Below are 15,020 nucleotides of genomic sequence, written 5' to 3' on the forward strand. Positions count from 1 at the left end.
ACATTTAAAATGTTGATTAAAGTTTTACTACGTTGACAGCCTGAGGACCTTTAGCACCCTCTGTAATTTCAAATTCAACTGCCTGACCTTCTTCTAAGGATTTGAAGCCTTCCATGTTTAAACCGGTGTAATGTACAAATACATCGTTTCCGGCTTCGTCAGAGATGAATCCATAACCCTTTTGGTTGTTGAACCATTTTACTGTACCTTTGTTCATGATGTTACCTCCATAAAAATAAAAAATAATGATACTGTATCAGAAACTGATACTTCGTTAGATTAGCATAATTATATATAAAAGTCAAGAAAAAACAAGAATGTTTCATAGAAAATATACAAAAAGAATAAGTGGTTATTTGATATATTTTATATATTCAGTTGATAAAAAAAGAGAGGAGAAAGAAAAAAATGGCGAAAATTTATAAAAACATATTGGAATTAGTCGGAAATACACCTTTATTGGAGGTGACTTCCATAGAGGAAGCGGAAAATTTAAAAGCAAAAGTGTATGTTAAATTGGAGTTATTCAATCCAGCAGGAAGCGTAAAAGACCGTGTGGCAAAGAAAATGATAGAAGATGCTGAGGAGATGGGGAAATTAAAAAAAGGTGCTACCATTATCGAGGCTACGAGTGGAAATACAGGAATCGGTTTGGCGATGGCAGCTGCATCAAAAGGATATAAAGCAATCTTTACTATGCCGGAAACGATGAGTGTGGAGAGAAGAAAACTTTTGCAGGGGTATGGAGCCGAAATTGTTCTCACAGACGGAAAATTGGGAATGAAAGGGGCGCTTCAGAGAGCAAAAGAATTGGAGGAGGAAATTGAGGGAGCAATCATATTGGGACAGTTTACAAATCCTTCTAATCCGAAAGCACATTATGGAACAACCGGAGAAGAAATTTGGGAAGATACAGACGGTAAAGTAGATATGTTTATTGCAGGTGTCGGCACGGGTGGAACAATTACCGGAACAGGTCGCTGCCTAAAAGAAAAAAATAAGAATATAGAGGTGGTGGCTGTTGAACCTGCCCAATCCCCTGTGCTTTCAGGAGGAAATCCGGGACCTCACGGAATACAGGGAATCGGCGCAGGATTTATTCCGGATATTTTGGATACGAACATTTATGACAGGATTCTTACGGTAGAAAATGAGCAGGCATTTAAAGGTGCAAGGCTTCTGGCAGAAAAAGAAGGTGTTTTAGTGGGGATTTCTTCAGGAGCAGCAGTATATGCGGCAATAGAGGAAGCGAAAAAAGAAGAAAATGCGGGAAAGGTAATCGTGACATTACTTGCGGATACAGGGGAAAGATATTTGTCTACTGAATTGTTTAAATATTAATACTTATGAATAGTTATAAGTATATATAATGTATAAAAGATTTACATTACATAAACTCTCTGATAAACTAGATAAGTATTACTTAAGGAGGAATGAGAGAGTATGTTAGAGAAAATATTTAAACTCAAAGAAAACAAGACAACTGTGAAAACAGAGATACTTGCCGGTATTACGACATTTATGACAATGGCATATATTTTAGCGGTAAACCCAAGTATTCTTTCGGCAGCGGGAATGGATCAGGGTGCCGTATTCACAGCAACTGCTCTGGCAGGATTTTTAGGAACAATGTTAATGGCACTTTTTGCAAACTATCCGTTTGCGTTGGCACCGGGAATGGGATTAAACGCATATTTTGCGTACACAGTCGTTATCGGTATGGGATACACATGGCAGGTTGCTTTAGCGGCAGTATTTGTAGAGGGTATTATCTTTATTCTTTTATCTGTCACAAATGTTCGTGAAGCAATTTTTAATGCGATTCCGATGAATCTAAAATCAGCGGTAAGCGTGGGAATCGGTTTATTCATTGCGTTTATCGGATTACAGAATGCAAAAATTGTTATCGGTGGTTCTACTTTAGTTCAGTTATTCTCTGTCAAAGGTTATAATGAATTAAACAAGGTATCAGCATCAATGAATGATGTAGGAATTACAGTTCTTTTGGCAGTTATCGGTATTATTATTACAGCAATTCTTGTAGTAAAAAATGTAAAGGGAAATATTCTCTGGGGAATTTTAATTACATGGATTTTAGGAATCATCTGTCAGTTGACAGGAATTTATGTTCCGAATGCAGAATTAGGTATGTATAGTTTGTTACCGGATTTCAGCAACGGAATCAGTGTGCCGAGTTTATCACCGATTTTTGCGAAATTAAGTTTTTCGGGAATTAACATCGGACAGTTTATGGTAGTTGTTTTTGCGTTCTTATTTGTAGATATTTTTGATACATTGGGAACATTGATTGGAGTTTCTACAAAAGCAAATATGCTTGATAAAGACGGAAAACTTCCTAGAATTAAAGGAGCCTTAATGGCAGATGCAGTGGCTACAACAGCCGGAGCAGTGCTTGGTACATCAACAGTAACTACTTTCGTGGAAAGTGCATCTGGTGTTTCAGAAGGAGGACGTACAGGTCTTACAGCAGTGACAACAGCCGTATTATTTGGTGCTTCTCTGTTGTTATCACCTATTTTCCTTGCCATTCCATCATTTGCGACAGCACCTGCATTGGTAGTGGTAGGATTTTATATGTTGACAAATGTGGCAAACATTGATTTTTCTGACTTCACAGAAGGACTTCCTTGTTTCATCTGTATTGCGGCAATGCCATTCTTCTACAGTATTTCTGAAGGTATTGCAATGGGAGTTATTACATACGTTATAATCAATCTTGTTGCAGGAAAAGCAAAAGAAAAGAAGATAAGCGTGTTGATGATTGTACTCGCAGTCTTGTTTATAGGGAAATATTTCTTATTATAATATGAAAAATTTGAGGACATTGCAGTTGAACTGTGATGTCCTTTTCGTATTTCAAAAAAAATAAATTGCTTTGTCTAAAGTATTGTGCTAAAATAAAGATAATTTAAGAGGACTATTTTACATTGGCAAAACAACAGAGCCAATAAGAAAATGTTGGAAAATGCGGTGGCAGGTAACAAATGTTATCTGCTACTTTCGTATAGGATAAAGGAGATAACTTGGAGAAAAGAAAAATGAGAAGAGTAGTAAGAAAAGTATTGCGGGGGCTTTCAAAAGGAGGAATAAAAGTAAAGCCGGCAAGATATATGGCAGATTTAAAAGGCATTGATTTACTGAAGATTTTTCATCGAACGACAGACTATTATGTTGAAAACAATGGATACAAAATACCGATACGTTTGTACCTTCCAAAGGAAATGCAGGGAGAAAGAAAGGCTTTGCTTTTCTTTCACGGCGGCGGCTGGGTCACAGAGAGCGTGGATAGTTATGAGAGAATTTGTGCAAAACTGACAGAAGCAACAAATCAGATTATTGTTTCCGTAGAGTATCGGCTTGCTCCGGAATATCCTTTTCCGGCAGGATTTGAAGATTGCTACAGGGTGGCAGAAGCAATGTTTAATGAAAAACTGATTAAAGATATGCCGCCGGAGAACATAACGCTAATCGGAGACAGTGCAGGAGGAAATTTAGTTGCAGGAGTATGCCAGAAAGCAAGAGATACAGGAGATTTTTCCCCTCGGAGACAAATTTTGATTTATCCTGCAGTAAATAGCGACTATTCGGAAAAATCTCCATATATGTCAGTGCAGGAAAATGGAACCGATTTTTTCTTAACGGTACAGAAAATGCAGGATTACATTGAATTGTATAAAAGTGAAGAAAAAGATAAGGACAATCCATATTTTGCTCCAATTAAAGCGAAAACGTTTGCAAATCTTCCGAGAACTTTAATTCTTACCGCTGAACTTGATCCACTTCGAGATGAGGGAGAGGATTATGGAAGGCGCCTGCAGGAAGAAAATGTGGACGTACAAATTTATCGCATACAAAATGCAATTCATGGATTTTTTGCTTTGGGATTTAAACATTACCATGTGCAGGAAAGTTTAGAATATATTTGTAAATTTTTGGAGGAGTGTTAGTATGTCGGAAACAAAAAGAGCATCGTGGAGAAAATTAGATAATGCGGCAAAAATCTTTCCGGCGACAAGCGGAAGAGCGGATACAAGAGTTTTCCGTTTTTATTGTGAACTGCAGGAGGAAGTAGACGAAGGTATTTTACAGAAAGCGCTGGATAAAACGGTTCTAAAATATCCTGTATTTCTTTCCGTTATGCGAAAGGGACTGTTTTGGCACTATTTGGAAAAGAGCCACTTAAGGCCTGCTGTCGAAGAAGAGTGGAAAGAACCGTGCAGCGATATTTATATACGGGACAAAAAAAGTCTGCTTTTTGAAGTGACCTATTATAAAAACAGAATTAATTTTGAAGTATATCATGCATTAACAGACGGAACCGGAGCGACTTTATTTTTGCGTGAGTTAGTGAAGAACTATCTGTTGATTGCACATAAAAGTGAGGGAATAAAAGATGTTCCCCTCGGAAATGAATCCGTCACCGTTACGGATCAGGAAATCGACGGATTTGAGAAATATTATTCTCCGAAAATCAAAAAGCCGAAAGAGGAAAAGAAAAAGGCATTTCAACTTAAAAAACAAAAGCAAAACCGCTTTCAGATGCAGATAACAGAGGCAACATTGTCGGTGTCGGAAGTTTTAGAAAAGTCAAGAGAATACGGGGTGACAATGACTGTTTTATTAACTTCCGTTCTTCTCTGTGCAATTCATAGGGAAATGTCCAAAACGGAAGAAAAAAATCCGGTAAAATTAATGATTCCCGTTAATCTCAGAAAATTATTTCCGTCAGAGTCCATGTTGAATTTTTTCGGTTGGATTGAACCGTGTTATCAGTTTGGACAGGAAAAAGACAGTTTGGAAGATGTATTAGCGTATGTAAAACAATTTTTTCAGGAGGAATTAAACACAAAAAGAATGGCGGAACATATGAATGAGTGGATTTCATTGGAGAAAAATCCATTTCTCAGAATTGCACCGTTGGAATTAAAAAATGTTTGTATGCAGGCAGGGGCAAAATTGGCGGAAAAAGAATTGACAGCAGTATTTTCAAACATGAGTGTAGTATCCATGCCGGAAGAATATAGGAAATACATTTACAGGTTTGGTGTGTATACAAGTACGGGAAAGATGGAATTATGTGCATGTTCTTTTGAAGATAAATTATCTTTGGGCTTTACTTCAAGAAGCGATACGGAAAATGTCATTAGAAATTTCTTTGATATATTGTCCCAAGTGGGAATAGAAGCCAAAATAGAAACACCAACATATCCGGAGACGAAAAAACAGACTGAACTTGCCCAAAAACTTTTTCAATGGTTTTCGTTTTTATGTATTGCCGGAGTTACACTGACATTTGGAATAAACACAATGATAAATTCAGGGATATATTGGGCTGTGTTTGTGACAGGACTGATATGTAGCACATGGCTGGTTTTTGTGACCGGATTCAAGAAAAGACACAATCTTCTCAAAAATGGAATGTGGGAAATGATGTTGATTACAGTTGGCTGTGTTTTATGGGATATTGGAACAAAATGGAAAGGGTGGTCTGTTGGATATGTATTCCCGATTGCCGTAATATGCATCATAACATTTATGCTGACCGCAATAAGAGTGCAAAAATTAAAAGCAAAAGATTATATGATTTATCTTCTTATGGCGGGGAGTTATGGAATGACAGTCCCTTTTATTTTTCTGCTGACACGAGTAGTCACGAACACGATTCCCTCTTTACTCTGTGTAATGTTTAGTTTCTTATTGCTGGTCGCATTGATTATTTTTAAAAAGGAAGAAGTACTGCAGGAAATCCATAAAAAGTTTCATATTTAGACGGTAGGCATATATTAGGAATAAAGAAACAAAAAGGAAAGAAATTTATGGAAAACCTAAACGCAATTACCGGAACGGTACAACGTATTCAACCTATAAGTGAAGATTGTTGTCGGCAAATGATAACAATACAAAATGCAGAGGGAGTGCATAATTTTATTATTTCTCCAGAAACGTATGTAATTGACATGATCAGGATTCGTCCCGGCATGACAGTGACTGCGTTTTATGATGCAAATCTTCCTGTTCCGCTTATTTATCCGCCGCAATATCAGGCGGTGATTATCGGCAGAAATATTCCGAATGAAAATATTTTTGTAGGCTATTTTGATGAGAACCTGACAGCCGTGGACGAACAGTTGAAATTAAATATTTCCCGGGGAACAGAGATTATTACTTCAAATGGGCAGCAATATATGTGTCCTGTAGGGCAGAATATGTTAATCGTATATTATACAATAACGACAAGAAGTATTCCTCCTCAAACTACTCCCCGAAAAATTATTGTGATGTGCTAAAGAAAAAGCACGTATTTCTCCCCAAGACATATATTGATAAGGTAAAGAAATAAAGTGGGGGAAAGAAAATGAAAAAGCGAGTTATTTCACTGATGATGACAGCGGTGGTAGTCTTATCCGCAGTTTCCATGACAGCGTGTAAAAAGGAAGAAGAGCCAAAGGATAAATTGCAGAAAGTCCGTTTAAATGAAGTGGCACATTCTATTTTTTATGCTCCGATGTATGTGGCGATTGAAGAGGGATATTTCGAGGAAGAAGGAATTGACCTCATTTTGAAAACAGGATTTGGGGCGGATAAGACAATGACGGCCGTACTTTCAGGTGACGCAGAAATCGGATTTATGGGTTCGGAATCGTCCATTTACACTTATAATGAGGAAGCAAAAGATTATGTTGTCAATTTTGCGCAATTGACACAAAGAGCAGGAAACTTTCTTGTTGCAAGGGAAGAGATGCCTGACTTTAAGTGGGAAGATTTAAAAGGGAAAGAAGTTCTCGGCGGAAGAAAAGGTGGCGTACATATATCCATGTAAATTATGAGACGATTGTGATTTTGTGTAATTGGGTGGATGGATTGAATAGTGCGAAGAATCTAGTTTCTACTTGTACATAGTAACGTACCTGTGTTATGATAATAACGTAGACTGGTTGTGCAAAAGGGCGCAATCACAAACCAAGAAAAGTTATTGGCAGAAAGGAGAACCATTATGAAGTATAATCAGGTTCGTATAGGAGATGGCGTTATCGTTAAAGAGAGAAATATTGTAATTCACAGCCTTGGAACTCTGAACTGGGATATTTATGATTGTATTTCCAGTAACCACATAGCTGATGAGGTGATTATTACAGAAGAACAAATGATGCATATTCGTGAAAGGCATCCAGAAGCATACATAGATACGATGCATTACGTAAGAGACATATTAGATGACCCGGATTATATTTTCAGGGACAAGCGTCCAAATACTGGTTTGATTGTTAAAAAGATCCTTAATGGCGAGGAACGCTCTCTTCTGGTATTGAAAATCATAACTTCTGATGATAATAAGGATTATAAAAATTCTGTGATTACCAGTTGGAAAATAACTGAAAAGAGACTGAATAACTACTTACGTAACAAGGATGTTATTTACAAAAAAGCATAATTGGGTTATAATATGTATAAGATAGTAAAGAGATTATTTGAGGTGGTAAATTTCGTTGCAACCACGCACCCTATGGGTTAAAAGAGATGCAGGAGCCGCGACGCCTGCCAAATAATCTCTTTCATCTATAAATGCTCTGTTCCAAATGGATAGGGCTTTTTATTTTGCAATAAAATGTACTCTTTCTTTCAATTCATCACTAAATTCTTCCAGATCTTCCATAGTAATCGCACCTTCATTCAACAATGAGACAATATTGTAGATACAGTTGGAACGGCTCATTCTTAACTGTACACCTGTATCTTTTTTATCATTCCGTATTCGCTCTTCCAAAGCCCAGAATTTTTCAGAAGGTCTTCCATCGCCATTTAATAAATCAATATATTCTTTATTCAACTTATCCATATAGGCTTCTTGCCAATCGGCAATTTTTTCTCTGAACAATGCCCAGTCTTTTTTCGTATAGCCATATTCCACCATTATGATATATTCATCTCCTTTAATAATGTAAATAAAAATGTATATTTGTATCGAAATGTATTTATGATGGAATATATATTTTGCATATTTCTCTATTCAAAGCAATTGGAAGCCATTCTAATTTCTGTAGTTTTTTCATTATTTCCATTCCCCAACAAGTGCCAACAACATTTATTTCATCTTGTATATTGGCTTCTGTGAGTTCATCTGCTGAAAGATGGTTATTATTTTGATGTATCCATCCATTCCACTCCTCGCTATTAATTAACAGTTCTTTTTTCTCCTCGAAGCTTAATGAATTAGGGATTTTTTTATTTAAACGATATTTTGCTAATTCCCAAATATAGATAACTTTTGTGTGAGGACTTTTTTCAAGAGCTTTGTGCAATTGATCTTTAAAAGCGTCTTCATGCACTTCTGGCTGTGCTTGCCAATAATCATTTATCGCTTTTTCTTCATCGTTTTGCATTTTCTCAATTTGCTTAAAATCTTCTTCTTGATATGTAACCACATATGGACTCTCACTAATATTGGGAATATTTTTGTACCACAGTTGATCTGCTTCAGGCGCTTTTACTGTAAATATCTTAGATCCCATACTATAATCAATTTTTGAAATATCATTATATTTGCTAATCCATGACTCGTTATGATAATACAAATTTAATAAAAATAAAGCAGCCAAAGCTTGGAGCAAAGCCTTCACATTTCCTTTTTGTAAAGAAGAGTACCTATCATGTTTTACTGCTTGATAAGCTTTTTCCCAATAAGTTCCCTGTCTTTTATGTGCTTCTTTTAAAGGTTTCAGGATACGATTTTCATCTTTGGTTAGGTTAAAATATGGTGCTACAACCATTACAATTTTATTATGTGTCTGCCACTTAATATCAATTAATTTTAGGCAATCTTCATCAAAATGGATAGTACTGTCGCCTCTTGCTTTGCTTCCACCATTATCAAAATATAATTCCTTTGATATGGCTTCTATTTGTACACAACAACGTACTAACAGATCTGCAATATGAGGGGAAAATGTTTCAAGCTGTGTCTTACATGATTGAACCTTTATGCTACCATTACTGTTCACCAGTACTTCATCTGTAAAAAATATGTATTTAGATACTTCAATTACTTCTTTTTCAAGATTTAAATATGTCTGTAAAAAAATATCGGATTTTTGCATCATATGCTCCTTTCTATTAAAGTAAATTATTAATAATATTTAATTATTACACTCTGGGGTATCCAAAGGGGCGGCACTCCCCTTGGCACACGATTTTCCGTCAGGAAAGTCTAGTGTGTTATACCTTTATGAAATTGTGGCTGCCGGAAAGAAATTCTATATCCTTGCGATTATCTCCAATTTCCGGCATTCTGTGCTGAAAGGTACTCCGTAAAGGAGTTACCTGAAAGTACAGAACTGAGTCTGAATATTAGCATGACGATGCTGTTATTCAGACGATGCCACATTTGAAGAAAGGTATATCCATGCTTACGTCAGCTATTCTCTGAATTCTTTTCTTGCACGCTATTATCACAAATATATTTTGCCAAATTCTGTACCATTGCAAGTCCTTCGTCATTCAGATCTGTTGTCTGTCCCATATAAAAAGCTACTGCATTTGCTACGTCAGTACTTGTAATATCAGAAACCGGTTTATCAGGCAATGCGTCCCGAATTATCTGTATCGCTTCGGCTGTAGCAACCGCTTTTATTGGTTCTTTTCTCTGTATACCAGATTTAACATCACGTAATATTGCCATAAACTGAATCTTGATTTTTTCGATGTCCGCTTCATTCGCACCTAATTTTTGTGAGCTTAAAAACTGCTTATCTTTTATAATCTCTTTTCTTTTTGAGGGTTCTACAGTCATCAAATCAGTCAGTTGATCAACAGCCAAATCAATGACCTTATTTCGTGCCATGATACCATCAGCAATGGTATCATCAAAATAATTCCGAATCATAATACATAATTTGGGAAAATGTTCATGTTCCAATAATCGGTTTAAAATATCTACATCTATTCTTGTGGTAATCAGTCTCGTTACTGCTTCTTCCGACAGTCCAAGTTCCGATATATCATAACTTTTGGGTGAAGTAATCTGAGTGATTCCAAGCAGATAATCAGTAGAAACATGAAAAAACCTGGCGGCATCTATTACAATGCTTATATTAGGATTTTTTGTTTCACCGCTCTCAATACGACTGATTTGTGAATGAGTCACATGAAGCTGATCAGCCAACTGTTTTTGGCTTAAATCATGGTCTTTCCGCAAATTACTCAATCGGTATGCAAGACTTGTTTCATCTTCTATTAAATCAGATTTTCCCATTGTTTCGTCACCTCCTAAACTACTTCCATTATATCTGTGCCTGTGCAAATTTGCAATTTTTTATCAAATCGTATTCGTGATTTTCATTGTACGTGAATAAATCAAGGGTGCGATTTTTTCATGCTAAACTGTCAACATGATCGATCAGACAGAACCTTGAAAACTAAATGACCGTTCCGGAGCTTTATAAACCGCCACGATTTTCTGATCAGAAAAGAGCGCTCACAAAAAGACGACACAGCGCCGAGAAGGGTTGCCTGTCAGGAAAGGATCTGGATAAAACGGCACAGCTTTAAATTCAAACTTAAATTAGGAGGAAAATAGAATGAGATTATTTGAAACAATAAAAGAAACTGTAACAGTCGAACAGGCTGCAGAATATTATGGCATGAAAATTGGAAGAAACAACATGATCTGTTGTCCATTTCATAATGACCATCATCCAAGTATGAAACTGAATACCACTTATTACTACTGCTTTGGTTGTGGTGCTACCGGAGATGTGATTCAATTTGTTGCAAATCTATTCGGACTGAGTAACTATGAAGCCGCCAAGAAAATTGCTGTAGATTTTGGTATTACACCAGATAATCCGCCAGTAATAGCAGCTCTGAAAAAGCCAGAGTACATGGAAACAAAGAACAGACAGAAAGAATTATGTAAATGTCAGAAAATGGTTTGCGAATATCTTCATCGTTTGGAAAAATGGAAAGCATTGTATGCGCCAGAACGACCAGATTTACCTATGGACGAACGATTTGAAGAAGCATGTGAAAATCTGAGTTATATCGAATATCTGGCAGACTATCTGACCTTTGCAGATGAGGAGGAAGGTTTTGAAGTTGTAAAATCCATGAAAGAAACCGGCTATCTGGAAGATTTAAAATATCTTTTAGGGACTCGTGATGAGGAGGATGCATATGCAGAAGAAGCAGCTTAGTAACTATCCAGTTTGGTTTGACGGAGCCAATATCAATGAAGCAGCCTTTTGTGAGGAATTTCTCCATACGCACAAAATACTCTTTGCCAACAATGCATTTTTTACTCCAGAAGGGCGGATCACAGATGATCTGCCCCTTCGTGGAGAAATATTTGAAAGTCTGAAACATTATGCCATCAACAACGTTCCACGCAAAGTAACAAATATTCTGGAAGTAATGAAACTGGCAGCTTATATAGAGGATTTTCCACCAGAAGCCAATAAAATCCATCTTGCAAATGGAACGCTATATATAGATGGCTCATTTATATCTGAAAAACCGGATATTGTGCGAATGCGTCTTCCGGTCAACTATAATCCAGATGCGCCCGAAGCTGTCACATGGCTGTCATTTTTAGAACAACTGCTCTACCAGGAAGATATTCCAACTTTGCAGGAGTTTATTGGGTATTGCCTGATTCCAAGCAACAAAGGACAACGCATGATGATTATAAAAGGTAATGGTGGTGAGGGAAAATCACAGATTGGTGCTGTTCTGAACAGCTTGTTAGGCTCAAATATGAAAGACGGAAGTATCGGAAAAATTTCTGAAAACCGCTTTGCCAGAGCCGACCTTGAGCACATTTTGTTGTGCGTAGATGATGATATGCGAATGGAAGCCCTGAAACAGACAAGTTATGTGAAGTCCATTGTTACTGCTCAGGGGAAAATGGACTTGGAACGTAAAGGAAAGCAAAGTTACCAGGGGTGGCTTTTTTCCAGACTGCTTGCATTCAGCAATGGAGATTTACAGGCATTGTATGACCGCAGCGATGGATTTTACCGAAGACAATTGGTGCTGACAACAAAGGAGAAACCGGTTGATCGTGTAGATGATCCCTATCTGGCAGAAAAAATGAAGAATGAAGCCGAAGGTATTTTTCTCTGGGCATTCGAAGGGGTACAACGGTTAGTCCGTCAGAATTTTAAATTTACAGAAAGTCCTCGTATCAAGGCGAATCGTGAGAATGTGAAACGAGACAATAACAATGTACTGGATTTTTTAGAATCAGAGGGATATATTCGCTTTCAGGCAGAGGCAAGTGCAAGTTCCAAAGAACTGTATGAGAGCTATCGGCTCTGGTGTGAAGAAAATTCCATGACTGCATTAAAAAATCGTAGTTTCTCAGATGCTATGATTGCTGTTCAAGCAAAATATAATCTGGAACATTGCAATACAATAAAAAATTCTGCAGGGAGACGAGTATGGGGATTTACGGGAGTAAAGGTTATTACAAAGCCGTCCTATACAGATGGTTTTATGGACGCTTCCCAGTGTACGTACGTACCGAAAGAATGGACAAATTAATTTGGTACGTATGTACGTAGTGATTCAATGTAAGTTACACATTATATATTTTTCAGGTTGGCTGTCAAAATAATATGACAGTTAGCCTGTTTTTGGGAAAGGAGGAAGTACAAATGCAAAAAGCACAATACGGTATTTTAAGATTTGCAAAATACAAAGGACCTGAAATCAGCAATATTGAAGCTCACAATGAACGGAAAAAAGAAAAATATGCCAGTAATCCGGATATAGACAACAGTCGAAGAAATTTGAATTATCATTTCATTGAACCAGTCGGGAAGTACCGGGCAGAGTCGAATCGACTGATTGAAGAATACGGATGCCGGACACGCAAAGACAGTGTACGTGTTGTTGAAGTTCTAATTACCGCTACACCAGAATTTTTCAAAGGTAAGAAAAAGAGTGAAATCAGAGCGTATTTCCAAACAGCTTTGGAATTTATAGAGAAATATCAGGATTCAGAGACAATCCTTTCGGCTGTGGTGCATATGGACGAGAAAACTCCACATATGCACCTTTCTTTTGTCCCGATAACTCAGGATGGAAGACTTTGTGCAAAAGAGATTCTTGGAAATAAGAAAAAGCTGACCTGGTGGCAGGATGAGTTCTGGAAACATATGGTAGAAAAATATCCAGATTTGGAACGAGGAGAAGCCGCCAGCATGACCGGACGTGAACATATTCCACCACGACTTTTTAAAGAAGCAGCGCATCTTACCCGGCAGGCTAAGCAGATTACTGATTTACTGGAAAACACAAATTTCTTTAATGCCGGTAAAAATACAGATAAAGCAGTAGAACTTTTACAGAAATTCTTTCCTGCAATGGAGAACTTTCAGACACAGGTCCGGAAATATGATAAGACAATCAGTTCTTTAAAGTCAGATAATGCATCATTAAAAAGTCAGACACAGGATTTAAGCAGACAGGTAAAAGAAGCAACGTCCAGCAGTATACGAAAGAAAATGGATGATGTCAGACTCAGAGCTGACTATGAAAATCTCCAGAATCTGATGAATCGTATTCCACCAGAAATACTGGAACTGGCAAAACGAGGACAATTAACCCATTCAGATCGTGAACGGTAAAATTATTTTAAAGTGGACAGACACGAAAACTGTCCACTTTTTATATGATAGTTATAAAAAATTTAAAAGAAAGGATGTGATAACCTTGCGGAAGCCAACGTATTATCTCTGGCGCAATGATTTTTCTTCACAGGAAGAATTTGAAGCTGAACGTAGGAAATATGCGGATATCGGCTTTCGGGTTGTCACATTTCTGGATGGAGATTCAAACACTAATATTCATGATGGTATTAAAGCACTGGTCAAAAATCACTGGGATAATGTGTGATTTAACCAGTGCTTTAATTATACAAACCTGAAGTTATCTATCAATTGTCCAATAATCCTTATAAGCGTAACCATCTATTGTTCCAAAGCCTACTTCAAATCAAAGAGGGAATTTTCATAGCCCTTTACATAATATCGTACATTTTTACGCCCTTTTTGCATAATGGTGTGTCCTTCTGCTTCTAATTTTTCTTTTTGTGCTTCAATACCATTTGGGTATTTAGCATTTAGTTCTCCGTTCGCTTTTAATGTTCTCCAATAAGGCGTTTCATCTTCTGAACGCTGATAACTCGCCCATGCCACAATAGAAACAAAAATTCCTGCCGTAATGGGTTCTGTAAAATCTGCACCACTTAACTCTGCAAAGTATTCTCGTATTTTTCCGACGGTAATCACTTTACCATACGGAATTTTTTTCATTACTTTGTCATAGTCGATTGGCGGTGCAAAATACATTTTACTGCCACCATATTTTTCAATGCTTTTCTGGTCTGTAATAATTTGAAATTTGGGCATATCCTTATTATCGTGCAACATAGCATTAAAATCTTTTTTATCTTCGTTTGCCATTTCTGCCACCTCCTACTTTAAGGATAATCTGTTTGGCATTCCTATGCAATGAGGCTGTTTGAAAAACTTGACAACTTCCGATTTATCAGTTACCAAAACAGGAAGTTGTCTATTTCTTCTTTTTCGGTTTTAGGGCTGGCAGTTCATCATACATTGCATGAAACAAGCCTGTCAAAAATTCCTTATTATCAACTTCATCTACCAACAACATCTCTTTTGCTCCCTCATAGGGTAATTCATAGGGAGCTGTCGGCATATAACTAATTGCTGATTTTACTGGTTTAACAAGTAATCTATCATCATAGATACCGCCTACAATCTTGCCACGATAATAAATAATAAATTCTCCCATCATAGCTCGATAAGTAATTTCTTCTAACTCAGATAGCTGCCCTAAAATAAACTCTAAGTATTCCTTGCTTGATGCCATATTTCCTCCTCAAATTGTTATTTCTAAAATTGTATCAAATTCTGCCTGTTTCCGCAATCAACAAAAATGTCTAATACTATCTGTTTTTAATAATCTTAAGATTTTTC

The 15,020-nt window shown here is 36.9% G+C and carries 16 protein-coding genes; 10 read left to right on the plus strand and 6 right to left on the minus strand.

Annotation, left to right across the window (positions count from 1 at the left end; all coding sequences use genetic code 11):
* Positions 1–16 precede the first annotated feature (16 nt).
* Positions 17–217: a cold-shock protein gene (locus tag ACYQ35_RS06565; RefSeq protein WP_009757358.1), complete on the minus strand. Its 201-nt coding sequence runs from the start codon at positions 215–217 to the stop codon at positions 17–19.
* A 191-nt stretch (positions 218–408) separates the two neighbouring features.
* On the opposite strand from ACYQ35_RS06565, the gene cysK reads away from it, so the two are divergent.
* The 7 genes from cysK to ACYQ35_RS06600 all read left to right on the plus strand — a co-directional run bounded on the left by cysK (position 409) and on the right by ACYQ35_RS06600 (position 7,453).
* Positions 409–1,341, plus strand: a complete 933-nt coding sequence (gene cysK, locus ACYQ35_RS06570; protein WP_009757357.1) for a cysteine synthase A — start codon at positions 409–411, stop codon at positions 1,339–1,341.
* A 102-nt stretch (positions 1,342–1,443) separates the two neighbouring features.
* On the plus strand, positions 1,444–2,826 hold the full coding sequence (locus ACYQ35_RS06575; protein ID WP_009757356.1) for an NCS2 family permease: 1,383 nt from the start codon (positions 1,444–1,446) through the stop codon (positions 2,824–2,826).
* Positions 2,827–3,059: 233 nt separating this feature from the next.
* Complete coding sequence (locus tag ACYQ35_RS06580; RefSeq protein WP_009757355.1) at positions 3,060–3,968, plus strand: alpha/beta hydrolase; 909 nt, start codon at positions 3,060–3,062, stop codon at positions 3,966–3,968.
* Position 3,969: 1 nt separating this feature from the next.
* Positions 3,970–5,790 carry a DUF6320 domain-containing protein gene (locus tag ACYQ35_RS06585; RefSeq protein ID WP_459831402.1) on the plus strand — a complete coding sequence of 607 codons (1,821 nt, stop codon included), beginning with the start codon at positions 3,970–3,972 and terminating at the stop codon, positions 5,788–5,790.
* 47 nt (positions 5,791–5,837) lie between these two features.
* Entirely contained in the window at positions 5,838–6,308 is a 471-nt protein-coding gene (locus ACYQ35_RS06590) for a hypothetical protein (protein ID WP_459831405.1), read from the plus strand.
* A 68-nt stretch (positions 6,309–6,376) separates the two neighbouring features.
* A complete protein-coding gene (locus ACYQ35_RS06595; protein WP_459831408.1) occupies positions 6,377–6,841 on the plus strand; it encodes an ABC transporter substrate-binding protein in 465 nt (154 codons plus the stop codon).
* Positions 6,842–7,015: 174 nt separating this feature from the next.
* Entirely contained in the window at positions 7,016–7,453 is a 438-nt protein-coding gene (locus ACYQ35_RS06600) for a PBECR2 nuclease fold domain-containing protein (protein WP_459831411.1), read from the plus strand.
* Positions 7,454–7,612: 159 nt separating this feature from the next.
* Here ACYQ35_RS06600 and ACYQ35_RS06605 read toward each other — a convergent pair whose 3' ends face one another.
* From ACYQ35_RS06605 to ACYQ35_RS06615, 3 genes are all read right to left on the minus strand, one after another.
* Entirely contained in the window at positions 7,613–7,933 is a 321-nt protein-coding gene (locus ACYQ35_RS06605; protein ID WP_412918215.1) for a multidrug transporter, read from the minus strand.
* Positions 7,934–7,994: 61 nt separating this feature from the next.
* Entirely contained in the window at positions 7,995–9,119 is a 1,125-nt protein-coding gene (locus ACYQ35_RS06610; protein WP_459831415.1) for a hypothetical protein, read from the minus strand.
* Between the two features lie 311 nt (positions 9,120–9,430).
* Positions 9,431–10,318: a helix-turn-helix domain-containing protein gene (locus ACYQ35_RS06615; RefSeq protein WP_459831418.1), complete on the minus strand. Its 888-nt coding sequence runs from the start codon at positions 10,316–10,318 to the stop codon at positions 9,431–9,433.
* Positions 10,319–10,595: 277 nt separating this feature from the next.
* Here ACYQ35_RS06615 and ACYQ35_RS06620 point away from each other — a divergent pair, with 277 nt between their 5' ends.
* The 3 genes from ACYQ35_RS06620 (at position 10,596) to mobV (ending at position 13,646) form a co-directional block, all read left to right on the plus strand.
* Positions 10,596–11,210 (plus strand): CHC2 zinc finger domain-containing protein, encoded by a 615-nt coding sequence (locus tag ACYQ35_RS06620; protein WP_117943191.1) that lies wholly within the window; start codon positions 10,596–10,598, stop codon positions 11,208–11,210.
* A complete protein-coding gene (locus tag ACYQ35_RS06625) occupies positions 11,191–12,558 on the plus strand; it encodes a DNA primase family protein (RefSeq protein ID WP_459831422.1) in 1,368 nt (455 codons plus the stop codon). Before ACYQ35_RS06620 ends, ACYQ35_RS06625 begins: the two co-directional genes overlap by 20 nt.
* Before the next feature lie 113 nt (positions 12,559–12,671).
* Positions 12,672–13,646 carry a MobV family relaxase gene (mobV, locus tag ACYQ35_RS06630; RefSeq protein WP_459831426.1) on the plus strand — a complete coding sequence of 325 codons (975 nt, stop codon included), beginning with the start codon at positions 12,672–12,674 and terminating at the stop codon, positions 13,644–13,646.
* A 357-nt stretch (positions 13,647–14,003) separates the two neighbouring features.
* Here mobV and ACYQ35_RS06635 read toward each other — a convergent pair whose 3' ends face one another.
* Together ACYQ35_RS06635 and ACYQ35_RS06640 are read right to left on the minus strand one after the other, a co-directional pair.
* The gene (locus ACYQ35_RS06635; RefSeq protein WP_459831429.1) at positions 14,004–14,483 is read right to left on the minus strand and encodes an MGMT family protein; all 480 of its coding nucleotides are present in this window, start codon (positions 14,481–14,483) and stop codon (positions 14,004–14,006) included.
* Positions 14,484–14,592: 109 nt separating this feature from the next.
* Positions 14,593–14,913 (minus strand): TfoX/Sxy family protein, encoded by a 321-nt coding sequence (locus ACYQ35_RS06640; protein ID WP_028088277.1) that lies wholly within the window; start codon positions 14,911–14,913, stop codon positions 14,593–14,595.
* Between the last annotated feature and the right edge of the window lie 107 nt (positions 14,914–15,020).

This window comes from Faecalimonas hominis (assembly GCF_054660755.1).